The sequence below is a fragment of the Legionella sp. PATHC032 genome, from assembly GCF_026191185.1.
In the GTDB taxonomy this organism is placed as follows: domain Bacteria; phylum Pseudomonadota; class Gammaproteobacteria; order Legionellales; family Legionellaceae; genus Legionella.
In genome coordinates, this window is sequence record NZ_JAPHOV010000001.1 from 2,529,755 (window position 1) to 2,556,158 (window position 26,404).

Below are 26,404 nucleotides of genomic sequence, written 5' to 3' on the forward strand. Positions count from 1 at the left end.
TAAGAATCGTTTGATACATGTTTACTAAGATAAATCTTAAGAAGACTAGGTGAATATGAACAATCATTAAGAAGCTAGCAAAATGAAAGGGTTAAATTTTATACCTTCAGGCCTTAAGGACCATTGTATAAAAACAAACCATTTTCATCATTGCCATTACTGATATCACAAAGCCAATCGATAATTAACACACTTGTACCTAAAGCCGGATTATAGAAATTAACATGCAAAGTAGCGGTATTATCTTCGAAAACATTCAAACGCCCGGAAACAGATAAAAAGACACCCGGCGAATATTCAAATATCTTGCTTGAGACAGTAGTTACCGTATCTCGTAATTGATCATTAATTCTGGTTCGAAAATGCAAATACTCTGTAAAATTGAATCTTGTTGAAGCACCATCCAAATTCTGTACTAATTGAGTTTGCAGTGCGGGATCTGTAATTTGGCATCGATCCAATCGTATAATAGCCCTGACATCATCACCTTGTTCAACTGCTTTAACTAATTGCGCAAAATTAGTCAACAAGGAAGTGTTAGTTGACAAAGAAGTAATTGCATGGGCATGGCCTATAAATAAAGACAAATAAATTAACAAAAGAAAGCTATTCCATTTCTTCATAACGTCCCCTCTTATTGATTCATTATTTGCTTAATCTATAAGAACAAATATTACATAAAGTGTATAATCAATAATCTGTATTTGCCAGAAAATTTCATTTTCTTTTAAGAAAATTGGGGATTTTATGTAAGTCGTGTAGAATTTAGTAAGCTTTTTTAAAAGGTAATAAAAACAATAATGTTTTGAGCTGATGAGAAAGTAAGCATTAACGGGTATAAATTTCGAGGTCAAGTTAAAAAGATCAAAATTTTTTATAAACTCTATATTTTCAAAATGGGTATCCTTTTGTTTCTCTAGAGTAACGTGAGTGATGAATAAAGATTATATAAGAACCAATCGATACCCAGGGAGCCGTTCAGGCTGAGGAGATGCATAAGCATCGTCTTGAAGCCTTGGTATAAAATATTAAATCTCGTACAAGGCTTCGAGACGGCATATAAATGCCCTCTCAGCCGAGCGGTTTGAGATAACAACTGATTTTATCCATAACTCAAGTTAGTATAGACACATGGAATTACGTCATACATTTAATCCAAAGAGACACTATGCAAAACATACAGCACCTGATTGACTACATTCTTCATATCGATGTTTATTTAAATGCCTTTGTATCAACATATGGGTTTTGGACTTATCTTGCGTTATTTACTGTTATCTTTTGTGAGACAGGCCTTATCGTCACTCCTTTCTTACCAGGAGACTCCCTGTTATTTGCTGCAGGAAGTATAGCAGCTCAACCAGGAAACCCTATGAATATCATGCTGTTGTTTGTTTTGCTTTTCATGGCTTCGATATTAGGGAATCAAGTGAATTTCCTTGTTGGACGCGCAATAGGCCCTCGTGTCTTTAGCGCCAAACGCTCCTGGTTACTGAATCCCAAGCATCTGCATGATACCCATGCTTTTTATGAGAAGCATGGCGGCAAAACAATAATACTGGCGCGTTTTATTCCCATAATACGCACCTTTGCTCCATTTATTGCAGGTATTGGCAGGATGCGATCATTGCATTTCACGCTTTTCAATCTGATCAGCGCCATACTTTGGATTGGAAGTCTTCTTAGCCTGGGATATTATTTAGGCTCAATCCCATTAATAAAAGAGAATTTCTCATTAGTTATCTATGGGATCATAGCGATTTCAATTTTACCGCCCATCATCGCTTTAATTAGTAAAAAATCGACGTCATCAATTAAAAAATAATAAACTATCAGGACTTACGAAAAATCCCAAGGCAACAATGTTTTTAATGAGGGAGTTTAGATAAGCTAAGTGACTGAATTAAAAAATTTTTTAATGAAGAGATTGGGAGAACTTTATGAGGATGTAAAAGGTTAAGCACGCCTTTTACATCCCGCTCTTACTAGGGAACGTATCTGTTGGCAAACAATTGCACTTCTAAAACAGAAGCTAATTTATTTAAAGAAGAAGTAAAATGCCTGGACAAATATTGCAAATCCCTTTTATTGTCATGATTCCCTTGTAATTCATGCAGTAGCATTGTTCTATAGGAATGTGGATGGGTATTTCCATTCCTGCTGTCATTTAAATAATGAACCAATGCTTCTTTGGCTTGATTGTAATCTGTTATTTTAATAAATGTTTTACAGAAATTATTAGCCCGATCCCGGCCTGTTTGACCATGGTAATGAAAGAAGCAAAACCAGATGCTTTCACTGTAAGTTGTGTAAGCAAGGGTCGCATTGGCAACGATTCTTTTTAATTGTTCCAATTTTCTCTGATCGTCACTAACTACCGTTCTATCATGGAAAATCCCTTTACTGATTGGTTTATTGGTTTCATTTACTTTCCTGCGGTGAGGATTAGTTAGTGTATCAAAAGGGGGCACTATAAAATCTTGAACGGATTCTTTTCCAAAAGGCCCCTTGTTAACTGGTAATTGCTCCCCAGTTTTTTTAGCTCCATCCAGATGGTAGTTTCGTGCCAGAAGCATTCCTGTAGTGGCTCTCGCCGTCGTAATTTGGGTAGTCCAATGTGTATTATTACTATTAGTTAAGGTAAGAGTATGTCGCTCTCGAATATCGACAAATTCTTGAATTGGACTATCATTCCTTAGCACATGAAGATTCACCTCAAACGCCTCGGCTAAATAATTTAAATCCAAATGGGTGCCCCAGAAAAAATCCTGAGTGATGTTATTCATGGCTGTAATGATAGGTGAATCACTCTTTGGTTCTGTTTCCAGGGTGATATCAACTGGACTCGTAGTTTCACCATACAATAAATTTAAAAAGAGAGGAACCAACACATCGTTTTCCTGTCCTGGATGAACACCATCTCGATCAATGTTTGCCATTTTAATCAGTATAGGAACTGAATCCGCAAAAGGATTGAAACGAGAATCCGTATCCAGAGGATCGCCATAATATAAGGCAGCAAAATTAACAAAATTGCTGTTTCCAGTTAATCGATTATAATTTCCATTCCTGAATGCACAGACATTTCTTAATTCTCGTATTTGATATTGATAGGTCACTATTCTTAAGGAGCTTTGCAACCTGTCCAGTAATTCTTTATCGGGATCTTCAAAATTGAGTTGCAAAATCTCGTCGTATAGCCCTGAAATTGATCTATCGAGACCTACCCATCGATGAAACATGGTTCTTCTATTATATTTTGCCTCTTCCTGAATTATATTCACCAAACCTATCGCAAAAGCATAAAAAGCACAATTGCCAAGACCAGGATTATCAATGATTCTTTCTCTTAAGAACAGGCCAGGTTCTTCAATCAAATCCAATTGCTCAGATGTTGGTGCACTAACTGGTTTATTACCTCGATAAGCCTCCAAGGAAGTCATTTTCAAACGTGGCGGCGTTGAATCCAGAAAGCGTTCGCTATCTTCTTCATTACACAGTACATTCCAATGCTCTTCCTTGTTCTCTAATCTGATTTTGACTCGGCTGTCCGTAATGTCCTCTTCTCTATTCTCAACCAGACTGATCGATAAGGCATCTGTCATACCCTTTAATTCATCGCAGCTATAACCCCTTTGAAACGCATGAGGATCCGAACTGATTTTTTTCTTTAAAGCAGAGAGTAATTCTTTAGCCTGTTCGGTCAGAAATTGTTTTACATTTTCACGGGTCAGATCAAGTTTGTAGTTTTTAAGAATTTCTCGTAATTTATCCAATAAGGGAGTTCTGTCTTTTTTCAAATCCAGATTTTCCAGTTTGGGAAAAAGAGCCTCGCCTAAATCCCCTGTGTTCTGCAATCGAAACCAGGCTTGTCCATTTTCAATATTGGCCTTATTTTTCCATACAAGATTGGTTAGTTCATTAAGAATTTCTTCATCCAGATGATGTTGATATTGCTGATTCAAATTAAATAAAACAGGTGCCAAAATCAGCTCTATGTCTCTACTATCGTTGTAATAGGCTAGCCACTCTTTTAAAGTTTTCCAATTTTTGGGATTAAATTGCGGGTGATGCTTAGCAAATTCATCCAGTAAGGCCTGATAACCGGGTGTAGCCAGCTGCGAATCCAGTCTTCCGCTCAAGATCTCGATACTCAGCCCAATTGCCACTGCATTAAATAGACAAGCACCATCTCCAGTAGCCTTAATTGTCTTCGCCATACATACTCCCGATAGTTCTGGTCAGTGAATAAAATTAATGTTCATATATTGTACTCTAAGGGGGTATAATAATCAATTAAAAACAGCTCATCAGGCTTTTAAAAAATTAATTATCCACTGGGCAATAATCGTGTCATCCTCATGTAATTCAAGGGATTTCATCCCTTTTGCAAATTCAATTTCATTGACCGAATCCTCACGAGAGATCATCAAATCACGAGAATAAGATTTAGTAAACTCAGGGTGCCCCTGCACGCTAAAGAAAGAGCCAATTTGCATCATATAATTTGGACAAAAATCGCTTCCTGCCAATATCTCGGCACCAGTTGGTAACTCAATCACTTGATCTTGATGGCTAACTAACAAATTGAAGCAATTTAGAGATGGTTTCATCCATTCTTTAAATTGATAAATTTGATTTTGTGACATACCTACCCCCCAACCCTTGGGAGATTTAATCACTTTTCCACCTAAAGCTTTCGCTATTAATTGATGCCCAAAGCAAATACCGATTAATTTTTTTTGGGAAGCATGCAAAATACGAACAAACTCCTCAAGCTTTCTTATCCAGGGATAATCATCATTCACTCCATGTCGACTTCCTGATATCAGATAAGCGTCTACGGCATGGACATCTGTTGGCAGCTCCCCATGCTCTGCATCAAATACAGTAAATTTAAGAGTAGAATCTGCCGGGCGTAATAGATTCGCAAACATCTCAGGGTATTGACCATGATCTGCGACAAATACTTCACTTACCTTATCACAAAGCAAAATACCAAGATTCATTTAATTCACCTAATTAATTATCTCAAAATTCTGATCACCTGGGTTAGGATTAATTCAATCGAGAATTGTCTATCAGGACTGACGAAAACTCCCCATTTCTTTGTTAAAAAATGTTTTTGCCTTGGGATTTTTCGTAAGCCCTTCGCATCTGACTAAACTGCCCGTTTATGCACTTTTTCCTTTACAACGATTACTCACCAATGGCTTTGCTCAATAAATCTTTGTATTGTTCGAATGCAAAAAGAACAGGATTGGAAGCTGCCGCTGCATCCTCAGTGGCCATTTTTGCTAATCTGTCTATCTGCGAATGATCAATACCTAACTGACTTAATGTGTTTTCGATTCCTAATTCCAATCTCATCTGCTCTATCCAATCCAAAAAACCATCAAATCCATTGGATATTGACAAATAATTTGCCAAACGTTCTATCTTGTTTTCAATTTCACAACGATTAGCTAATAAAACATAAGGCATCAAAATCGCATTAAGCCTCCCGTGATGGACATCATAGATTGCGCCTAATGGATGAGCCAAGGCATGCATTGCTCCAAGACCACGCTGAAAGGCGGTAGCTCCCATTGCTGAAGCAACTAGCATATGGGTTCTTGCCTCCAGGTTACTTCCATCTTTGTAAGCTTGAATTAAATTCTCCTTGATTAATCTTATTCCTTCCAACGCGATACTTTCTGCCATAGGATGATAATAATGTGCACAATATGCTTCAAGACAATGGGAAAGAGCATCCATACCTGTAGCTGCAGTAAGTGATTTCGGAAGCCCAACTGTTAACTCCGGATCCAGAATAACCATGGAGGGCAACATTTTAGGATGAAAAATAATTTTTTTAACCTGCTTTTCAGTATCCGTAATTACAGCAGCACGTCCAACCTCTGAACCAGTTCCTGCTGTTGTTGGAATGGCAAGAACTGGGGCCATGGCTGAAACATTCACTCGAGTCCAGTTATCACCTATGTCTTCAAAATCCCACAAAGATCGACCCTGGCCAACCATTAAAGCAATGGCTTTGGCGGCATCCAAAGCCGAACCACCACCGAAAGCAATCACACCATCATGCTGGCCTGCTTTAAAAGCATAAACCCCATTCATCACATTGTCACCGGTGGGATTTGTTTTAATTTGGCAAAATAATCCTGTTCGCAAACCAGATGCCTGGGCCTGTTCTATGACTTCACTCACCATCGATGACGAAGCCAATCCTGGGTCTGTGACTAACAGAGGAGCATGCATACCCAACTCACGACATGCTCTAGCTAATTCATTGATTCGTCCAGCCCCGACCAGGATTCGTGTCGGGTAATTCCAATTGACAATGAATGATTGGTTTTTCATGTATGATCTTCCTCTGATTCGAAAAGACCATTCTAACTCATAGCGACTATTTTACCGCATGAAAGATTAGGTCTTTTTTATAATTTCATTTTGAGCTTTAAGACACAAGTAATCGCACTTATCAGGCTTTAAGTCTCTATTTTAGTTCTGATATGGAATGATTTGGGGCGCGTTAAATACTCATAGCCTATGGTAGATAAAGTACAACCCCTGCCTGATTTTTTTACCCCAGTCCAAGCCAAACCTGGATCAAGATAGTCGCAACGATTGATAAAAAAAGTACCTGTTTGTAATCGCTCACCAATCCCTGTTCCTTGATGAATATCCTGAGTAAAGACAACGGCTGTCAAACCATAGTCACTATCGTTCATCCTTTCGATTGCCTCTTCATCGCTATCAACTGACATGATCCCTACGACTGGACCAAAAGTTTCTTCTGTCATAATCCGCATGCGATGATTAACATTGGTTAATATTTGCGGTGCAAGATAAGGTGTACCAGGTCTATCCATTGCAAAATCCTGGGTATTTATATGGGCTAATGCCCCTTGGGCTATCGCTTCTTTGATTTGCTCTCTGACAAAATCAGCTGATGCAGCGCGTACCAGAGGGCCTAGAGTGGTTTCAGGATCATCGGGTCGTCCCAATTTATATTGTTTAACCAGATTAACTGCTTTATTAACAAATTTTTCGTATATCTCTTTATGAACATAAATCCTTTCTATACCACAACAGGATTGACCTGAATTAAAAAAAGCACCATCTATGACTGTTTCTACTGCATGGTCCAAATCAGCATCTGCCCTGATATAAGCGGGGTCTTTTCCACCTAACTCCAAATTCACTGGAATAAAACGTCCTGCCACTGTCTGTTCAACTCTTTCACCGCCGGCAACTGAACCTGTGAACGCCACAGAATTAACTACGGGTGATCGCATCAGTTGTTCCGTATCTTCATGCGTCAAATGCAAATATTGAAAAACCCCCATGGGTAAACCTGCTTTTTTGAATGCTTGATCGAAACGTTCAGCCACTAATGGAGTTTGCGCAGAGTGCTTCAAAATAACAACATTACCTGCCATAAGTGCTGGAATAATGGTATTGACCGCTGTGAGGTAGGGGTAGTTCCACGGCGCTATAACCAGGATAACTCCCAGCGGCTCTCGTTTGATGTACCTTATAAATCCTTCTTTTTCAGGTAATTCCACAGAAGCCAGTGATGATTCAGCCTGTGCAATCATATGTCTAGCTCTCTCTTCAAATCCATTGATTTCAGCAGCTGCGTAGCGAATTGGCCTTCCCATTTGCCAACAAATTTCTTCTGCAATTTCTACTTTGCCAGCGACTATTTCATTGACAGCAGCCAAACAATATTCCTGGCGTTCGGCTAGAGAAGACAAAGACCACAGTTTTTTTGCTACTTGTGCTTTGCTTAAAACAATTTTTATCTCTTCTCGATTTGCATATTCTCTTTCAACATAAAGAGAGTTATCGACAGGAGAATAGGTTTTTAAGGTAGCAATCATTATTAATCCATAAGTTATATAAAATCTGTCAGGTTCCTGGACAATTAATATCTAAGTTCCAAAATCTGGGGCATCGATTAAATAATTTCAAAATATCTGTCCAGCTCCCAATCGGTGATGTGTTTTCTAAACTCTCTTTCCTCCCATTCCCTTGAAGCAGAAAAATGCTCAACAAATTCTTTACCAAATAATTCATAAGCAGCAGAAGAGTTTTTTAAACTTTGTGCCGATTCCCATAATGTGCGAGGCAATGCCAATTCTGGACTATGATTTTGTTCGTAGGAATTTCCTTTTACCTCGGCCTCAGGCTCCAACTCATTCTCAATGCCATATAACCCCGATCCTATGGCAGCAGCCAAAGCCAGATAAGGATTGGCATCTGCAGAACCCAAGCGATATTCAATACGCTGTGACTTGTCACTGCCGGGAATTACTCGTAAAGCGGTGGTACGATTCTCGACACCCCAGGTTGCCTCTGTTGGAGCCCAATAGCCAGGAATTAGTCTGGAATAGCTATTCACAGTCGGCGATAACATGGCTAAAAATTCAGGCATCAACTTTTGCTGCCCGGCTAAAAAATGGCGTTGAGTTTTGCTCATATTATATTCTCTGCCTGATTCATAAAAAGCAGATTTGCCACCATCTCTATCTCGCAAAGACAGATGAATGTGACCGCTTTGCCCCGGATAATCACCTGACCATTTAGCCATAAAAGTTGCCATTTTATTATTGCGTTGCGCGAGAATTTTCATAAATGTTTTAAACAAAGCCGCTTTATCTCCTGCGACCTCAGCCTCATCAACAGCTATTGCTGCCTCAAGAACTCCTGGGCCTGTTTCGGTATGTAGACCCTCAATGGGAAAATCCATTTTTTCCGCCATGGTGAGAATTTGATGATAAAATTCAGCATGGACTGTATTACGAATGATCGAGTAACCAAAATTATCAGGAGTAATAGGCTTCAGGTTACGAAATCCTTTCGCACGCACGCTGTCAGGCGTTTCATCAAATACAAAAAATTCATATTCTAATGCGGCATAAACATCATACCCCATGCCCGCAGCTTTATTGATTACACGACGCAAGATCCCGCGAGGACAAATGACTTCTGCTGCTTGTGAAAATTCAGCCATAAACAGCAGCTGATTTTCTTCAAATATTATTTCACGACAAGTTGAAGGAACAATTCTCACTGAGGCATCAGGGTAACCCGTATGCCAACCAGTATATTTCACATTATCATAAAGCTTGTCTTTAGAATCCCATCCCAAAATGACATCACAAAAAGCAAAACCATGTTCCAAAGCTGAAAAAAACTTGTTACGGCTCATGTACTTGCCCAGCATCACTCCATCGATATCAAAAAGACCAACCTTAACATGAGTCAATTGTCTTTCTTCCACGATGCGTTTTGCATCTTCTATGGTTCGGATCTCTCTTGGGTTTAGCATGGCATATCCTTATGTCGTTCTGTCAATATAAGCTTTTTTTACCTCCCAATGTCTAATTACGCGGAATACGACATTGAGACAATAACCCATTTTGAATCCAGTTTTTTAAATAAGACGCTGCTTTCATTCCAACCTCTTCAGCAGGAGTCCACTGGCATAATCCCTCACAAAGTGCCCCAAAAGAGGCTCCCTGAATCAGGGCGTCTAAAGCCCAGGCTTCCTCTTCTGACAAACTGTAATATTGAATGATATAATTTTGACCTCGCCATAACACCCAGCCAGTAGCAGCAGGGCTATCTTCCAAGTCTGGAATCTCAAGGTTATTGACTAGAGCCTGCCACAATGAAAAAACATTCCAACAAAAATTAAGTCTATGGACTGTCGAATGAAGCACAAACCCCATCTCAGCCCAGGATTCAGGCGGCACTGCTGCCATCTCTTCTACACGAAGCACCGCATCATCTGCTGCATCAAAGGCTAAGGTCATTTTCCATTCCAGTTCAGCCAATTCATACAAATAATAGCAAGACTTCGCATAGTACTTTTTAATCAATTCGGGCAATCTATCACCATACCATCGGATTGAACGGTAAGAAGATGGGTAAGAATCAATATAACGAGTACTTAATTTTTCAAATTCCTCGGTACCTAAATACGCATATAAAGCGGGGTAATTTGCCGCCAAACATTCAATCAACCTCAATCGATAACCGTCTTTATAAATATTCAATCGAGTTTCTGTTGAAACCAACTTTGTTGGCACTATGGATTCTTTAATTGAGTCTTGCCCGGAATAAATGAATTCTTGAAATTGGGTTTGTAAGGTCAAGAGGGAATTCATACTGCTACCTTTTCTTTTGCGGCTTGTATGGCAAGGCGTTTTGCATGATTAATTTCACATAAAAGCTCGCTAAAATCTGGCATGTTATCATCGCGCTCAATCATAGTAGATACAGGACCAAGTCTATGTATGGTTGCCTCATAAAGATCCCAGACTGGCTCAATTACAGGAGCATTGTGGGTGTCTATAATGTAATCAACGTGATTGGTGTGCCCCGCCAAATGGATTTGAGCCACTCTTCCAAGCGGCATGGAGTTAATATAATCCATGGGATCGAAATTATGATTGAATGAACTGACATAAACATTGTTAACATCCAGCAATAAATAACAACCCGATTGTTTTACTATTTCCAGAATAAAATCCCATTCTGACATTTCTGACTGTTTGTAGGTAAGATAGCTTGATACATTTTCAATCAAAAAAGGACGTTTTAAGAAATCTTGTATTACTTGAATACGGGATACTATGTGCTGAATAGCTTCACTTGTATAGGGAACCGGTAATAAATCATGCGTATTTAATCCATGAACGCCAGTCCAACATAAATGATCTGAAATCCAGGCTGGTTCAATGCGAGAAGCTAATTCTTGTACCTGCTTTAAATAATCGAAATCCAAAGGATCGCTACTTCCCAGAGAAAGAGAGACACCATGCATGACAATAGGATAGTGTTCGCGAATTTTGTCCAGATAATAGAGAGGCTTGCCTCCAGGAATTAAATAATTTTCAGTTAATATTTCAAACCAATCCAAATCAGGCTTGCTCGTCAGGATTTCTTCATAATAGTTTGGCCGTAATCCTAGACCAAAACCTAAATAGGGTAATTTTTGAGCCAATTTATTGGGGAATACTTCCATATTAAACCATAAAAAAAAATGGGGACCAGGCATGTTTGTTCTACATACCTGGCAAGATGCGACTGAAATAATTGCTATTAATTACTCAGCAACGGTACCACCTTGTTTTTCGCAATCTTCTTTAGACATTTCAAGAATACCTTTGCCTTTGCAAGAGTTTTGACCTTTGCAAGCGTTATCAGCAGTTTTACAGCTGCCTTGACCTTTACAAGCATTAACACCTTTACAGTGAATAGTGGTAGCTGTAGCATCAACAGCAAATGCAGGAGCCAAAGCAAACATAGAAGCAGCACCAACTGCTAAAGCAGCGCCTGTTAATTGTAATTTATTCATAGCAATTCCCTTTTTAATTAAATGAAAATGATTATAAATCCGGCAAAGATCTCTCGTTTTGCCAATAGCATTTTAAGAATCAATAATCAAAAAAGTCAAGATTATCCAAAGCGATAAATAATTATTTTTTCAAATAGTTAAGTAAAGATATTTGAACGGCTGTGAGTCTTGGAAAATACTTTATATCACCAAAACCCAGTCATTAAACCAAACAGGCTCAGCGTCTATGAGCGTCCGGTGGTATCAATTTGAGATTTTGTAGATTCTGGGTCATCAGATTCAATTCATGCCCAACTGTTTCAACTAAAGCTGATTTTTAGAGTACTAACCACTTTTGCTCAGAATATTAAATTAAGTACTATTCTTAGGATTTATCAATCCAAATTTACCTTTTGAAGATAGTCAGGTATCTTACAATTCCACCCCAATTCCGTTTCAATATGTCCCTTTAATCCCAATGCCGCTTGAGGCTCACCATGGGTAATAAAGACTTCCTTTGGAGCCTTCTCAAAATGCCTTAGCCAAATTAGTATTTCCTCATAATCTGCATGAGCAGAGGCATTGGTTAACGTAGCTACCTGGGCCCTGACGGGGTAATCATCACCATGGATTTTAACAGTCGGCTCGTGATTTAGCATTTTTGCACCTCTCGTCCCCGCAGCCTGGAACCCTGTCAAAAGGATAGTGCTTGCAGGATCAGAAGCATATACCTTCAAATGATGCAAAACCCGACCTCCTGTCATCATGCCACTTGCAGAAATAATAATTTTAGATTCATGTCCCCGATCGACTGCCATTGATTCATCAGGAGTATGGACATAAGTTGCTATTTGGCAGACAGCTCGGCACTCCTCAGCACTTAAGCGATGCTCGTTATGATGCTTTAATAATAATTCAGTGGCATCAATAGCCATAGGGCTATCCAGATAGACAGGAACATCAGGAATTAATTTTTTTTGTTTTAAAATATATAAATAATACAACATAGTTTGTGCTCTGCCGACTGCAAAAGCGGGAATTAGCACCGTACCCCCTCTTTTACAAGTCGTATTGACTATGTTGGCTATAAACGCTAAAGGATCGGTTTTATCATGCAAGCGATTCCCATAAGTTGATTCAATCACCAAATAATCGGTAGATTTCATTAACTCGGAAGGCTTCATAACAGGATCATTGAGTCTTCCAATATCACCACTAAATAATAACTTGATTTGTTTTGTTTGAAACTGAATAAATGCAGACCCTAATATATGTCCAGCTCTATGCCAGCTAATTTCGTAATCATCCATTAAAGGATAGGGGGCGTCATATTCGACTGATTCAAAATATTTTAAAGTATTATTTGCATCTTCCTGAGTATATAAAGGTAAAGCTGGATGATGTTTACTATATCCGTATTTATTTGCTCTTCTGGCGTCTTCTTCATGCAAAAAACCACTATCGGGCAGTAAGATAGAACATAAATCGGTTGTTGCAGCAGTTGCATAGATGCGCCCCTTAAATCCTTGTTTGACCAATAATGGCAAATAACCGCTATGATCAATATGTGCGTGGGTCAAAACAACAGCATCTATTGATTTGGGAGACACAGGAAGGGGTGACCAGTTTCTTAGTCTCAATTCTTTTAAACCCTGGAAAAGTCCACAATCCACCAAAATCTTTTTATTATTTGATTCCACCAGGTACTTAGAGCCGGTAACCGTACCAGTCGCACCTAAAAAAGACAATTTCATAATAATACCTTGTTGTATGTCATTCGCAGTACTGTAATGAATAATACGACCTATTGCCAATTTATTTTAAAGTCATTTGAAGTTTCAAATGGTAAATCTTTATCTCGTCCATTCTTTTGCACTTACGGTGTGGATACTTTTATAAAACTGTTTTTTAAGTTTTTTATCCACTTGTCTCTATTTTCTTTAGTCATATCTGATTTTTTAATTGCATAATGAAGTACATAAATTCCATCCTTGCCTTTGGTAATTTTCAAGATTTCGTCTTGTTGCAGATTAGCAGGCTCTTGAACTTTAAATTCAAAAATGAGTAGTTCCGGCTTTTCCTCAATGACATTGACAATATATTTTACCCCTGATTTATTCAGGTTATATAAAAATTCATTGCCAAACCGGGTTGGTGTCATGTGAGTGAAACCTGGCATAAATTGTGTGGTAATCAACTCTTTCCAGTCATTAATGTCATCTCCAACAGGAATATACTCAACGGTAACTACCTGATCCGTTTTCTTTCCCCAAACGATCTTCCATGGTCGGTCATCAAAACGGACTATTTGCTTCTCATAATTGATAACTTGTGAATCAGTTGAAGAATCTGTCAAAGGAACAACGCTGCAATAGAGTTCTCCTTGATAGGTTACAAATTCCACACATTTGGGATTATTGTCTTTATTGACTTTGATTAAGCCTTCTGGAAGAGAAGGGCTATAAGGTTTTGCATAGCAAATAACCGAGCCTAGCAACCCAAGACATAAGCCAATGAAATAGTTCATGCTCCTAATCCAAAAAGTGGATACTATTTAATTGTAGACGTTGGAATCCATAACCTACAATTTTCATTAGATATACTGGTATATAATTACATATAAGAGAGCTAATAAGGAGATTGCCATGAATGGTTGCAAAATCAGCCCTGTTGGTCTAGGTCTTTCATTAGGAATTCTGTGGGGATTATCGTTATTAGCCATGGGATTAATCGCCTATTTTTATACTTATGGCAGGCCCTTTGTTGAAGCAGTTGCCACCTTATACCTTGGCTATGAACCTTCTGTCCTGGGAAGCTTCATTGGAGGTGTCATTGGCTTTATTGATGGGTTCGTCACAGGATTCCTTATCGCCTGGCTTTACAATTGTTTTAGTTGTTGTTCTTGTTGCCGAGGCAAAGAAAATAAAAAAGAATAAGCCTGCTAATAATGAGAAATGATGACGTCAATGACGTTAAAAACAACGCCATTGACAAAAGAAATTAATTTATTTAAAAGTTAAAATCGTTTAGGGGCGGACAATAATGTGGTTCTCTACTGACTGAACCCCTTGGACTTGTCTGGCAATTTGTTCTGCGATATCACTCTGACGAATTTTTTTCACATAACCACTTAATATGACCACATTTTGATTGGATTCAACATGAATTTGATTGATCACAGGATCATTGCTTTCCATTAGCGAATCTTTTACCGACTGAGCCAAAGTCATGCCTGATGGATTAGATGGAATAAACATGTTACTCACAGTATTGGTCTGACAACCTGCTGTAAACAAAATCAAAAACACAATGATTACACTGGATAAACATTTTAGCATCACAATCTCCAAGATAGAGTGGATTTATCTACACTAAATTATAAATAACCGAATAATAGCACAACTCCCCTTATTTCTATAGTCAAGCCACTGCCTATAAATCATCGTTTAGCAAGAAAAACTTAAGTCTTTTCAAACAATAACTCAGATTAAATTGTCATTTATGGAATGCTGCTATACTATTTTTTATAAATCAAACACCTACAGGACGCAAGGTATGAAAAAAACAAACGAAAAACCTATCAATAAAACAAATGAAATGCCTGCATCCTCAAAAAAAGAAATCCTAAGTCCACTAGAACAAACACCTGCGCCTGAACAATCAGACCCCATTTTCAGATTCATTGATAAGCTATATCAAGCTAATCTGGGAAAGTTAACTGCTGGTATAAGCCCTGCCGCATTAGGTACAGCCTATTACTCCTGGTTTGCTCAACTGCTGCAATCACCTGGTTCAATGCTACGACTGGCTTATTATCCGCTGTTGCATGCTAACGATTATCTTTCCAACCTTTTCAAGTATGACAAGCCCAGAGATGGCAAAGACGTACGTTTTCATACAGATAACTGGAGTTACTATCCATGGCGGCTTTGGGCTGAACAATTTCTCCAATTCGAAGATTGGTGTTTACAAGCCTCGAGCAAAGTTCCAGGTATACCACTTCATGTCAAAAGAACAGTAACTTTTTCCACCAGACAGATTCTTGACGCCTTGTCGCCATCCAATTTTGTTTTGACTAATCCTGATTTGCTTCAGGAAACAATTCGCTCGAACGGGCAAAATTTAATTCGTGGGACAGAACTCGCCTTCCAGGATTTTGTAGAAAAAATAACAGGTTCTCCTCCTGCGGGAGTTGAGAATTTTATCCCGGGGAAACAAGTTGCTGTAACAAAGGGGAAAGTTGTTTATAGTAATCATCTAATTGAATTAATTCAGTATACACCCCAAACAGAAAAAGTATATAAAGAACCAATCTTGATTTTACCTGCCTGGATCATGAAATATTATATCCTGGATTTGCTGCCGGAAAATTCTTTAGTGAACTGGCTAGTTAGACAGGGACATACTGTATTTATTGTATCCTGGCGCAATCCAACTAAAGAAGATAGAAATCTTGGACTGGATGATTATTATAAATTGGGTGCTATGGGTGCCATAGATGCAGTGAGCAATGCCATTCCGCATACCAAGATCCATTTAATGGGTTATTGTCTTGGGGGCACGCTGGCTCTGTTAACTGCAGCCGCGATGGCTCATGATCGCGATAACCGTCTAAAAACATTATCCCTGCTCGCTGCTCAAGGCGATTTTATTGATGCCGGAGAACTACTGCTCTTTATAACCAAAAGTGAAGTATCCTTTTTAAAAAGTATGATGTGGGAGCAGGGCTATCTGGACACAAAACAAATGTCTGGGACTTTTCAAATGCTACGTTCGTACGATTTGATTTGGTCAAAAATGGTTCAGGATTACATGCACGGGACTCAAAGAGGGATGATCCCTCTACTGGCATGGAACGCTGACGCAACTCGTATGCCATACAAAATGCACAGTGAATACCTGGAAAAATTATTCCTTAATAATGATTTTGCCGAAGGCCGGTTTATTCTGGACGAGAAACCCGTCGTAGGCGAAAATATTCGGATACCTGCTTTTGTCGTAAGCACAGAAAAAGATCACGTGGCTCCCTGGAAATCAGTATATAAAACCCATTTGTTAATCAATTCTGATATTACCTTTGTCTTGACTAATGGAGGTCATAACGCTGGAATAGTCAGTGAACCCGGGCATGAAGGACGTTATTACCGTATTCGGGAAAGAAAAATGGATTCAACCTATCTTGACCCAACTACCTGGTTAAAAAAAGCTGAATTAAGAGAAGGATCCTGGTGGATTGCCTGGCACGATTGGTTAGTTAATCACTCATCCCAAAAACTGGTGTCTGCACCTAAACTGGACAAAAACTTGCCGAATGCTCCTGGAAAATATGTATTACAAAAATAAAGGAATGAGTCATGAATAATGAATTTCTTGAAAATGTCACCTATGAAGAGCTGACTTTAGGACGCCAGGCCAGCTTAAATCGTACATTAACTCAGGATGATATTAATTTATTTGCCGCTATGTCTGGAGACATCAATCCTTCTCATGTCGATCCTCAATTTGCTAAAAGCGATGTATTTCATGGCGTAGTCGGACATGGCATGTGGTCTGGAGCTCTTATTTCTACCCTGCTGGGCACTGTCCTTCCTGGGCCTGGAACTATCTATCTTGAACAAGATATTCAATTTATAACTCCTGTTCGCATTGGAGATAATCTTACAATTACCATTGTTGTTCGTGACAAACATCCAGGTAAATCGATTGTTCATTTCGACTGCATAGGTGTGAATCAAAAAGGAGAAACAGTAATTAAAGGTCTTGCCAAAGTCATTGCCCCGACTAAAAAAATGAAGGTACCCCGAACTGTTTTGCCTCTGGTGCAAATCCATCACAATGACCACTTTAATAAAATAATTGAAGCCTGTAGCAACTTGCCTCCAATCAAAACGGCAGTCGTTCACCCCGTCAGCACGAATGTTCTGGAAGCAGTTTATGATTCAGTCAAAGCTGGTTTAATCACCCCTGTATTAATAGGCCCTATGGCAAAAATTAAATGTGCTGCAGGTGAGGCTAAAATTGATTTATCCAATTGGGAAATGATTGACACAGAACACAGTGATGCTGCTGCTTTTAAAGCAGTTGAATTAGCCGCCTCAGGGAAAGTGGATTCTATCATGAAAGGTGCCTTGCATACTGATGAGTTGATGTCTGCAGTAGTACCTGCCACTTCTGGACTCAGAACCAAATACCGCATCAGCCATGCTTATGTTATGGATATTCCAACTTACCATAAACCTTTAATCATTACCGACGCAGCCATTAATATAGCTCCAAATGCGGCGGATAAAGCAGACATATGTCAAAATGCAATCAATCTCTGGCGTATTTTATTTGGAGAAGAAACAAAACCCAAGGTCGCTATCCTTGCAGCTGTTGAGATGGTGAATCCCAAAATGCAGGCAACTGTTGATGCCGCTGTCCTATGTAAAATGGCTGACCGAGCTCAGATAATTGATGGCATACTGGATGGCCCCCTCGCTTTTGATAATGCCATCAATAAGCAAGCCAGTAAGGAAAAAAACATTATCTCTCCTGTAGCCGGTGATGCCGACATTTTGCTGGTACCAGACATTGAATCGGGAAATATGCTAGCCAAACAACTCACCTTTCTCGGGCATGCTGATGCAGCAGGAATAGTTCTCGGCGCAAGAGTCCCTATCATTCTGGCCAGCAGAGCTGATTCATTACGAACACGTTTGTTGTCATGTGCCGTAGCAACCAAGATAGCAGCGGCTCGTAAAGCAGGCAAAATAAAATGAGGCATTCCGCACTCTTAATTATCAATTCAGGTTCCTCCAGCGTTAAATTTCAAGTGTTCTCCAATACAGAGAAACTTCATCTTCTCGCCAAAGGCAAGATTATTAATATTGGAGGAAAACCATCTTTTACCGCGGTTAACGAAACGTCGGAGCACCAGAGAACCCCCATCACTTTAGAAAAGGACATGACGCATGAGCAGGCCATTCATATCATGCTTGATTGGATTAGCCAACAGCAGCAAAACTGGGAAATTCATGCTGTCGCCCATCGGGTCGTTCATGGCGGAGAATACTTCACTCAGAGTGTCCTGGTTACCCCGCAAATCATCAGCCAATTGGAAACACTGAATTCTCTCGCACCCCTACATCAACCTCATAATTTGGCTGCCATAAAAATAATTAACCGGATGAAGCCGGAATTACCACAGATTGCATGCTTTGATACCGCTTTTCATGCTCAGCATACTCCATTATTTACTACCTGTGCTTTGCCAGAATATTTAAGACAACAAGGGATAAGGCGATATGGATTTCATGGTCTTTCCTTTGAATGGATTTCTCTCGTTCTCAAAAAAGACTACCCTGATTTGGCTAACAATCGAATTATTATTGCCCATTTAGGCAACGGCGCCAGCTTGTGCGCTATGAATAGGGGAATCAGTATAGACACAACCATGAGTTTGACAGCTCTTGATGGTTTACCGATGGGAACTCGTTGTGGCAGTTTGGATCCGGGAGCTGTTATTTACATGATGAGAAAATTGAATCTTTCACCATGTAAGGTAGAAGAAATACTCTATAACGAATCTGGCTTGCTTGGTTTATCAGGGACAAGCAATGATGTGCAGGAATTACAATCCTGTCCTGATAAAAACGCTCAATTTGCTTTGGAGTACTTTTGCCTGAAAACAGCCCAATTTATTGGAATGATGGCCATTTCGCTTGGTGGAGTAGATGGTATTGTATTCACAGGAGGAATAGGGGAAAATTCAGAACTGATTAGAGCAAATATCCTCAAGAGGATAGAATGCCTGCACCCTTTTTCTGTTATTGTTATTCCCGCGAATGAAGAAAAAATGATGGCTATGCATACCTTGACAGCCCTCAGGACGTAAAAGCGTATTTTTACTGGCATAGGTAATGAGTATAAAAAATGGATAAAGACTACTATAAAATCATGGGAGTCAGTCAGGATGCTTCTGAAAAAGACATCAAAATGGCTTACCGAAAATTAGCACGCAAATATCACCCTGATATTAGCAAAGAACCGAATGCTGAAGAACGATTTAAAGAAATGGCAGAAGCCTATGAAGTACTGAAAGACCCTAAAAAAAGATCCGAATATGATCAATATCGGAAATACAAAGAATTTAATCCCCAAAACCATGAATTTACTGAACGAAGAACTCAAGAACAACCATATCAGGAATTTCATTTTGATAGCGACTTTTTCGAAACCTTGTTTGGACACTCCCGCTATCAACAGCAACCAATGACTGGTCAAAATTATCATGGCAAAATCACTATCAGTCTAGAGGAAGCTTATCATGGGGCTGTTAAAAACTTACAAGTTCCTGTTGAGCAGGGCCCAGAAACTAAAATACAGACCCTGAAAGTTAAAATCCCTGCAGGGGTTAAATCAGGACAACAAATTCGCTTAACAGGACAAGGAGGCAGTGGAAGCGGCGGGGGACCTCGAGGCGACCTTTATTTAACAGTCGAAGTGATGAAGCACCCTGTATTTGATGTCATGGAAAATGATATTTACCTCACTCTACCTATCACGCCGTGGGAAGCTGCTTTAGGAGCTACGGTTGTCGTACCTACCCTGGCAGGAAAAATTGATTTAAAAATCCCTCCTGGCTCACAAGGCGGACAAAAACTCAGAATTAAAAATCGCGGATTACCGGGACCAACGCCTGGTAATCAATATGTTCTATTAAAAATTATTACCCCCCCTGCTCAAACTGAAGAAGCAAAAGCTCTATATAAAAAAATGGCGGAGGTAATGCCTTACAACCCTCGTAAAACTATGGGAGTATAAGAGTGAGCAAAGACAATCTTTTAATAGGCATGCTTATCGAAGAAACAACAACGATTTCTTTTATTGAAGTATGCCAGAAATATCATATTCCTGAAGAATTATTCATTGAAATGATCGAACAAGGCTTGTTTCCAGATCAACCATCCGATCCCCAAAAAATTGCACTGGGCCAAAAAGAATTGCGTCGCCTTGAATCCGCTTTTCGATTACATAGAGATTTGGGCATTAATCTGCCTGGAGTAGCTTTAGCTCTTGACTTGCTGGAAAAAATCGATCACATGCATCATGAGCTTGAAATTTTACGCAAACATTTTTAGGCATCAGAATCTTTAGGATTATAATCAGGTATCTCTTTAGGGCGATAGCCTTTAATTGTTCTAAAAAACTCGATAATGTACTGAAAATCCTTTTTAATATCTCCCGTGGCCCAAAAAGGTTCATGGATCCTGATTTCTTTAGTGGAATAATCAGGGCCCACCATCACTATAGGAATACCTGCTTGCCGGGCAATATGATAAAACCCTTCCTTCCATCTGGTCACCGGACTTCGGGTACCTTCAGGAGCCAGACCCAGTTTTAATTCATCGCGTTGGCGAAACAACTCCACAACTTTCTCAACCTTATTTCCCTTTTTAGAACGATCAACCGGAGTACCTCCAACAACACGCAAAAAATAGCTCAAAGGGAAAAAAAATAACTGATGTTTCGCTAAAAAATTAATTTTAACGCCGACAACAAAACGGGCACACAAGCAAATAACAAAGTCCCAATTGCTGGTATGCGGAGCTACAATCACAATATATTTTTTTTCATTCGGCAATTTACCAACTATCTTCCAACCTATCAGTTTAAAAATAAAACGACATATTTTTTGCATGACAAAAATCCATTTTTGTTTTAACCCAAGTATACTTGATTTTGATATCCATATAGAAGAAATTGTTATTTCACATGATCAAGGTACAATATCCTTTTTTTGAAGCGACTTGCCTTATGCTATATCATGATCCGTTGATTTCAGAACACACGATGAAATGGGTGCGAACTTTCATTATCAATTACACGATTTGCCCTTTTGCAAAAGGGCCTGTCAATAAAGGCACTTTAAGAATAATTACTTCAGATACCCTAAAAAAGCATCAGGCGCTTAAGGATGTAATCACTGAAATTCAGTTCCTGGAAGAAAACCCTGCTGTTGAAACGACTCTGCTCATTTTTGCTCGAGCATTTAAAGACTTTTTTTCTTATCTGGATTTCATAAGCCTTGCTGAACAATTAATTCAAAACTTAAATTATGAAGGGATTTACCAACTTGCTACTTTCCACCCGGATTATTATTTTGCTGATACACCTCCAGATGATGTCTCCAACTATACTAATCGTTCTCCTTATCCCATGATCCATTTATTAAGAGAAGATAGCCTGGACAAAGCAATCGCTGCCTATGGGGATACCCACACCATACCAGAAAACAATATAGTGACAATGAATGAACTTGGCTTAGAAAAAATTAAACTGTTATTGGCTTCCATTTCTATGTCCTAGTACGGAACAGGACTTACGAAAAACGCCAAGGTCAAGGCAAAAAATGTTTTTAATGAGCGAGGAGATAGCTGTTGCAGGTAAGTCCTGTGGACATTAAGCTATTGTAATGCCATCGTACTTTATAATTCATTCTTATAAATGACACCATCTTTCATAATCAATTTAAGGTTTTCATCTGGGTGGAGCAGAACATTTAAATTGACGAAGGGATTACCGTCTACTACTAACAGATCAGCATAAGCTCCTTCGCTTACGACACCAAGTTTTCCCTTTTGCATTAACAATTCAGCATTGACTATAGTAGCTGAGCGAATGATATTGGCCGCTGAATCAAGTGCATTGCGCATTTCAAATTCTCTTAATTGTTCTCTCTGTGCCTCAGGACCCCATAAATCCGTACCAAAAGCAATAGGAAGTTTATATTTTAAGGCATATTCATAAACCTTTTTGCCTTTTTCAATAGTATTTTTCAAATTGGCTACAATAACATCAGACAGCCGGTTTTGTTCAGCACTTTCAATTCTTTGCGCCAATGAAATAAATGTAGGATCGTAAATCACTCCATTTTCCGACATTAACTCTACAGTTGGTTCACTTACAAAATTAGCATGCTCAATGGAACGCACACCTGATTTAATGCACTTTCTTACTGATTCATCAGTATAAGCATGAGCCATGACATAAGTATTTCTTGCATGTGCTTCTTCAACAATTGTCGATAATTCTTCCTCAGAATATTCATACAGTGTTGGATTACTAAGGGAAGGAAAAACAACCCCGCCTGAAGCGAATACTTTTAATTGTGATGCTCCCTTCCTTAACTCTTCTCGGGCAGCCCTTCTCACTTCATCCACCCCATCTGCAATAACGGACATCGTCGAGAAAGAACTAATGTGCCCGCAAGGATCACTCTGTTCATTCGGCTTTCTAAAATCAGCGCCTCCGCCTGTTTGCGTTAATGCCTTCCCGGAATAAAATAATCGAGGCCCAGGAATTCTATTATTATCCAGTAATTGCGCTATTCTATAATCAGCGCCCCCAGCTTCTCGTAAAGTCGTAAAGCCATAGGACAAGCTATTTTTCAGATAATTAGCGGCAGCCAAAAATATCTCTGCTTCGGAGTAGAGGATATTTTTTGGGCTTAAGGTCAATCCGGTAATATGAGCATGAGCATCGATTAAACCAGGCATTAATGTCTTCCCTTTGACATCGATAATGCGCGTTCCTTCGAAAGGTTGAAGCGGTATTTGCGACACTTGAGAGATCAAATTATTCTGAACCAGAACATCAAAATTTTTTTGAATCTTTGTAGATTCTACCAAAATAACGTTAGCATTTTTAAAAAGAATAGAGTTCATTTTAATCTCGAAGTCATTAATCTAACTTACTCTATTTATAGTCTATTTTGATAAATCCAGTCGATATACAGGATTCATTTGGGCTGAGGAGATGCATAAGCATCGTCTTGAAGACTTGGCACGAAACATTAAATCACATACAAGTCTTCTAGATAACGACCGCTGTTGTCCATAACTATAGAGAATTAATAATACCCAAGTCCACATTATTGAAATAATGTACTAAAATTTATCATATAGGACTCATTATCAGGTGCATCATGAACACACAAGATCCGGCACTTTCGATCTCAAATCCACGATTATTATCAGCAATCTATTTTGGCTTGTTATCAGTCGTTGGCACGATACTGATCAATGCATTTCTCACTTCGATTGGAATTGAAGAAATTATCCCGGTCTATCAGTCGGTCATTCTGGGAATGGTTGTAGCTTCCTGCACCGGGGCCATTTTTGGGGAAGCCATCGTTCACTGTAAAAAACCTTATAAAAGAAAAACCTTTTGGTTAGGATTCAGTATGGTCATAGCCTCACTACCTGTCTTTGATCTCGGCCTTGTCTTCTTGATGTCAGAAGATCATGCCAAGCTTTTTGAAGTAACCACTCTAACCAGCATGGTTTTGTTCTATCTCATTGTTCTGGCCTATAGCTATGTGCTTTTTGGTATTTTGCTGGCTGTTGCCTCCGGGCTTGCTGCTATGTATTTAAGAGGGCAATTAGTATACGATATCCTGCATACCCAAACTCGACGTCAACAAAAACATAAGCATGCATTGGCAAAAAGTAAATCAGAAGGACATGCCCATAAAGTTCACCGATGAGCTTAAGTCAGATGAGCTTTATAAACTATTGTCTCAGGGAGCAGTTGTTATTACTCCTAATAATAGATTAAGTGGAGCAATTCTTCAGAATTACTTCACTTATTGTTCCAGAAAAACAATCAAAAAGCCAATGTGCTTGCCTTTCAATACATTCCTGGTTAAATCTTTTGAACAACTCAAATTCCAAAAACCAGACCTGGAACACCCAATACTTTTAAACTCGTCACAATGCCAACATTTATGGCGAAAACTGGTTAAATCCCACCCTTCTATCATTTATACAGAAGGCTTGCTTAAAACAATAATGCAAGCATGGGAATACTGTGAGCAATGGCAACTTACACCTGAAGAGCCTGCTTTTCACTACACGCCACAAACACAACAGTTTCAAGAATGGTGGCAATCTTTTAATAAAACACTTAAAGAAATTTCTGCCATCCATCAGCATCAATTAATTCCTTACTTGCTTGATTCCAATTATCAAGGACTCGTAAAAGCTGTTATATGGATGTGCTTTGATGACTTTAATCCACAGCAATTATCCCTGCAGCATTATTTGAACGCACAGGGAGTAATTCAATATCGTTATGATTTAAAAGAAAATCAGGAAACTGCAGCAGTGTTCTCAGCTAAAGATAAAAAAACAGAATACCAGGAGTTGATGGCTTGGCTAGAGAAGAAAATTCAACAAGGAAAAAAGCAAATCGGAGTTGTTGTGCCTGACCTTGAACAAGAGTCATCGGTTTTACAACGAATTTTACGCAACTGCTTTGAACCCAATTTATTTAATATTTCTTTAGGCAAACCATTAAGCGCATTTCACTTGATCTCTCATGCTCTCATTTGGCTGAGTCTTGATCACAATCTCTTAAATAATCATCAAGCGGCTTTGCTACTCCAGTCACCCTACCTTGGCAAGGCAAAAGATGAGTTTCTTCAAAGATCAGAGTACTTACAGGAAAGCAAGTTGTTGCAAGACCACTCTTTCCCCACAAAATTATTTATTGAAGATATTGCCTACCGCACGCCCAAACTGGCTGAATTGTTAAAAAATATGAATTCTTATCCTGAAAAAACAACCATAGATGAGTGGATTGATTTATTTCAGGAGCGGTTAAATAACATTGGTTTTCCTGGAGATTATGTTTTGGACTCCGACAATTATCAATGCTTTAATCGCTTTACAATGATTTTTGACGAATTCAGACAATTAAGTCTGATAAGCAGCTATTTGACTAAAACAGAAGCATTTGTGGCGTTAAAACAACTCATAGACAACACTATTTTTCAACCACAAAAAAGCAATTCACCAATTCAAATTTTGGGATTGTTAGAGGCATCGGGTTGCGAGTTTGACAGCCTTTGGGTCATGGGATTGACTGATCGATGTTTACCTCAACAAACACGTTTATCGCCCTTTATCCCATTTGAATTACAGCGTGAACTAGGCATGCCTCACAGTATCCCGGCAAGAGAGCTCCAATATGCCAAGCAAATTTTGCAAAGACTGCAACGAGGCAGCCTGGAAACCGTTTTTAGTTATCCACAATTTGACGATGACACGCCTAATTTACCCTGCTCATTGATTACTCATTATCCTGCTTACATCAGCCAACCTGCTGACAATAAAACAAATGTTCAAAGTTGTTTGGTTCATCTTGAAGAAAACTATGAAGTACCTGTAAAACCTGATGAATCCATTTCTGGCGGAACGAGCTTACTAAGCAATCAGGCCAAGTGCCCTTTTAAGGCATTGGCACAACACCGACTTAAGGCAAACCCTGTTCTAAAAACTACAGATAGAATGGATGACAAGGAAAAAGGTCAATTAATCCATAAAATACTGGAGTTACTCTGGCAAAGATTAGAAAATCAGGAGCAATTAATTAAATTAAAACCCGATGAACTTGAAGGATTCATTGATCAAGCACTTCAAGGCGCTTTGCATCCGATTAGGCAACAACACACCCAAGCTTTTCCTGACTTGGTTGCCAATGTTGAATACATAAGATTAAAAAGAATTATCCTGTCTTATCTGGAGTGGGAAAAACAACGCCCTCCTTTTAAAATCAAAGGCCTGGAAGAAAATCATTCAATTAATTTGGCTGGACTCGATTTTAAAGTAAGATTGGACAGACTGGATGAAGTAGGTAATAAGCAATGGGTCATCGATTACAAAAGCACTCTACCCGGTGGCAAGCCATGGAATGAAGAAAGGCCAATGGAGCCTCAATTGCTGCTTTATGCGTTGCTTAACGAACAAATTAATACTTTGTTATTAATTCAATTAAAAACCGGAAAAATCAAGCTCAGCGGTTTTAGCGAGGAAAAATGGGAAACCAAAGAGATTCATACTTTAAAAGAGGACGAAAATTGGGAAGACTATCGACAACGTTGGCTAAAACAATTAACTCATTTAGCTGAAGAAATTAAGTCAGGCTATTGTCCGCCACGCCCTCAAAATCTGACCATTTGCCAGCGCTGTGATTTTCAGAACTTATGTCGTTTTCAGGTTAAACAATAAA

Annotated in this window: 24 protein-coding genes; 10 read left to right on the forward strand and 14 right to left on the reverse strand. The window is 39.0% G+C overall.

Going from position 1 to position 26,404, the window contains the following annotated elements:
- Positions 1 to 113 precede the first annotated feature (113 nt).
- Positions 114 to 623 (reverse strand): hypothetical protein, encoded by a 510-nt coding sequence (locus OQJ02_RS11225; protein WP_027265628.1) that lies wholly within the window; start codon positions 621 to 623, stop codon positions 114 to 116.
- Positions 624 to 1,168: 545 nt separating this feature from the next.
- Between OQJ02_RS11225 and OQJ02_RS11230 the strand changes: the two genes are divergently transcribed.
- Entirely contained in the window at positions 1,169 to 1,825 is a 657-nt protein-coding gene (locus OQJ02_RS11230) for a DedA family protein (RefSeq protein WP_027265629.1), read from the forward strand.
- A gap of 160 nt (positions 1,826 to 1,985) precedes the next feature.
- On the opposite strand, the gene OQJ02_RS11235 is transcribed toward OQJ02_RS11230, so the two are convergent.
- From OQJ02_RS11235 to OQJ02_RS11280, 10 genes are all read right to left on the reverse strand, one after another.
- Complete coding sequence (locus OQJ02_RS11235) at positions 1,986 to 4,220, reverse strand: hypothetical protein (protein WP_265719118.1); 2,235 nt, start codon at positions 4,218 to 4,220, stop codon at positions 1,986 to 1,988.
- Positions 4,221 to 4,310: 90 nt separating this feature from the next.
- Complete coding sequence (locus tag OQJ02_RS11240) at positions 4,311 to 5,009, reverse strand: glutamine amidotransferase-related protein (protein ID WP_265719119.1); 699 nt, start codon at positions 5,007 to 5,009, stop codon at positions 4,311 to 4,313.
- 190 nt (positions 5,010 to 5,199) lie between these two features.
- Entirely contained in the window at positions 5,200 to 6,360 is a 1,161-nt protein-coding gene (locus tag OQJ02_RS11245; RefSeq protein ID WP_265719120.1) for an iron-containing alcohol dehydrogenase, read from the reverse strand.
- A gap of 128 nt (positions 6,361 to 6,488) precedes the next feature.
- A complete protein-coding gene (locus OQJ02_RS11250; protein WP_265719121.1) occupies positions 6,489 to 7,886 on the reverse strand; it encodes an aldehyde dehydrogenase family protein in 1,398 nt (465 codons plus the stop codon).
- 77 nt (positions 7,887 to 7,963) lie between these two features.
- A complete protein-coding gene (locus tag OQJ02_RS11255) occupies positions 7,964 to 9,337 on the reverse strand; it encodes a glutamine synthetase family protein (protein WP_265719122.1) in 1,374 nt (457 codons plus the stop codon).
- A 52-nt stretch (positions 9,338 to 9,389) separates the two neighbouring features.
- Entirely contained in the window at positions 9,390 to 10,178 is a 789-nt protein-coding gene (locus OQJ02_RS11260; RefSeq protein WP_265719123.1) for a DNA-binding domain-containing protein, read from the reverse strand.
- Positions 10,175 to 11,038, reverse strand: coding sequence for a DUF692 domain-containing protein (locus OQJ02_RS11265; RefSeq protein ID WP_265719826.1), 864 nt, complete (start codon positions 11,036 to 11,038; stop codon positions 10,175 to 10,177). The genes OQJ02_RS11260 and OQJ02_RS11265 overlap by 4 nt, the downstream gene beginning before the upstream one ends.
- 81 nt (positions 11,039 to 11,119) lie before the next feature.
- Positions 11,120 to 11,371 (reverse strand): hypothetical protein, encoded by a 252-nt coding sequence (locus OQJ02_RS11270; RefSeq protein ID WP_010947964.1) that lies wholly within the window; start codon positions 11,369 to 11,371, stop codon positions 11,120 to 11,122.
- Positions 11,372 to 11,745: 374 nt separating this feature from the next.
- The gene (locus tag OQJ02_RS11275) at positions 11,746 to 13,104 is read right to left on the reverse strand and encodes an MBL fold metallo-hydrolase RNA specificity domain-containing protein (RefSeq protein ID WP_265719124.1); all 1,359 of its coding nucleotides are present in this window, start codon (positions 13,102 to 13,104) and stop codon (positions 11,746 to 11,748) included.
- Positions 13,105 to 13,226: 122 nt separating this feature from the next.
- On the reverse strand, positions 13,227 to 13,877 hold the full coding sequence (locus OQJ02_RS11280) for a hypothetical protein (protein ID WP_265719125.1): 651 nt from the start codon (positions 13,875 to 13,877) through the stop codon (positions 13,227 to 13,229).
- Positions 13,878 to 13,995: 118 nt separating this feature from the next.
- On the opposite strand from OQJ02_RS11280, the gene OQJ02_RS11285 reads away from it, so the two are divergent.
- Entirely contained in the window at positions 13,996 to 14,286 is a 291-nt protein-coding gene (locus tag OQJ02_RS11285) for a bacteriophage holin (protein WP_027227298.1), read from the forward strand.
- Positions 14,287 to 14,376: 90 nt separating this feature from the next.
- Here the strand turns inward: OQJ02_RS11285 and OQJ02_RS11290 are convergent, their stop codons facing one another.
- Complete coding sequence (locus tag OQJ02_RS11290; RefSeq protein ID WP_265719126.1) at positions 14,377 to 14,688, reverse strand: BON domain-containing protein; 312 nt, start codon at positions 14,686 to 14,688, stop codon at positions 14,377 to 14,379.
- 217 nt (positions 14,689 to 14,905) lie between these two features.
- On the opposite strand from OQJ02_RS11290, the gene OQJ02_RS11295 reads away from it, so the two are divergent.
- From OQJ02_RS11295 to OQJ02_RS11315, 5 genes are read left to right on the forward strand one after another with little or no spacing between them, the layout of a single operon-like run.
- Positions 14,906 to 16,693: a PHA/PHB synthase family protein gene (locus OQJ02_RS11295; RefSeq protein WP_265719127.1), complete on the forward strand. Its 1,788-nt coding sequence runs from the start codon at positions 14,906 to 14,908 to the stop codon at positions 16,691 to 16,693.
- Positions 16,694 to 16,704: 11 nt separating this feature from the next.
- A complete protein-coding gene (locus tag OQJ02_RS11300) occupies positions 16,705 to 18,111 on the forward strand; it encodes a bifunctional enoyl-CoA hydratase/phosphate acetyltransferase (RefSeq protein ID WP_265719128.1) in 1,407 nt (468 codons plus the stop codon).
- Positions 18,108 to 19,226: an acetate/propionate family kinase gene (locus OQJ02_RS11305; protein WP_265719129.1), complete on the forward strand. Its 1,119-nt coding sequence runs from the start codon at positions 18,108 to 18,110 to the stop codon at positions 19,224 to 19,226. The genes OQJ02_RS11300 and OQJ02_RS11305 overlap by 4 nt, the downstream gene beginning before the upstream one ends.
- A gap of 38 nt (positions 19,227 to 19,264) precedes the next feature.
- A complete protein-coding gene (locus OQJ02_RS11310) occupies positions 19,265 to 20,155 on the forward strand; it encodes a DnaJ C-terminal domain-containing protein (RefSeq protein ID WP_265719130.1) in 891 nt (296 codons plus the stop codon).
- Between the two features lie 2 nt (positions 20,156 to 20,157).
- A complete protein-coding gene (locus tag OQJ02_RS11315) occupies positions 20,158 to 20,472 on the forward strand; it encodes a chaperone modulator CbpM (RefSeq protein WP_265719131.1) in 315 nt (104 codons plus the stop codon).
- Here the strand turns inward: OQJ02_RS11315 and OQJ02_RS11320 are convergent.
- A complete protein-coding gene (locus OQJ02_RS11320; protein WP_265719132.1) occupies positions 20,469 to 21,032 on the reverse strand; it encodes a lysophospholipid acyltransferase family protein in 564 nt (187 codons plus the stop codon). The two genes, OQJ02_RS11315 and OQJ02_RS11320, sit on opposite strands and share 4 nt — an antisense overlap.
- Before the next feature lie 116 nt (positions 21,033 to 21,148).
- Here OQJ02_RS11320 and OQJ02_RS11325 point away from each other — a divergent pair, with 116 nt between their 5' ends.
- Positions 21,149 to 21,700: a DUF1415 domain-containing protein gene (locus OQJ02_RS11325; RefSeq protein ID WP_322783412.1), complete on the forward strand. Its 552-nt coding sequence runs from the start codon at positions 21,149 to 21,151 to the stop codon at positions 21,698 to 21,700.
- 119 nt (positions 21,701 to 21,819) lie between these two features.
- Here the strand turns inward: OQJ02_RS11325 and OQJ02_RS11330 are convergent, their stop codons facing one another.
- A complete protein-coding gene (locus OQJ02_RS11330; protein WP_265719134.1) occupies positions 21,820 to 23,058 on the reverse strand; it encodes a metal-dependent hydrolase family protein in 1,239 nt (412 codons plus the stop codon).
- A 260-nt stretch (positions 23,059 to 23,318) separates the two neighbouring features.
- Here OQJ02_RS11330 and OQJ02_RS11335 point away from each other — a divergent pair, with 260 nt between their 5' ends.
- Both OQJ02_RS11335 and OQJ02_RS11340 read left to right on the forward strand, forming a co-directional pair.
- Positions 23,319 to 23,879, forward strand: a complete 561-nt coding sequence (locus tag OQJ02_RS11335) for a hypothetical protein (protein ID WP_265719135.1) — start codon at positions 23,319 to 23,321, stop codon at positions 23,877 to 23,879.
- On the forward strand, positions 23,827 to 26,403 hold the full coding sequence (locus OQJ02_RS11340) for a PD-(D/E)XK nuclease family protein (RefSeq protein ID WP_416209890.1): 2,577 nt from the start codon (positions 23,827 to 23,829) through the stop codon (positions 26,401 to 26,403). Before OQJ02_RS11335 ends, OQJ02_RS11340 begins: the two co-directional genes overlap by 53 nt.
- Position 26,404 lies beyond the last annotated feature (1 nt).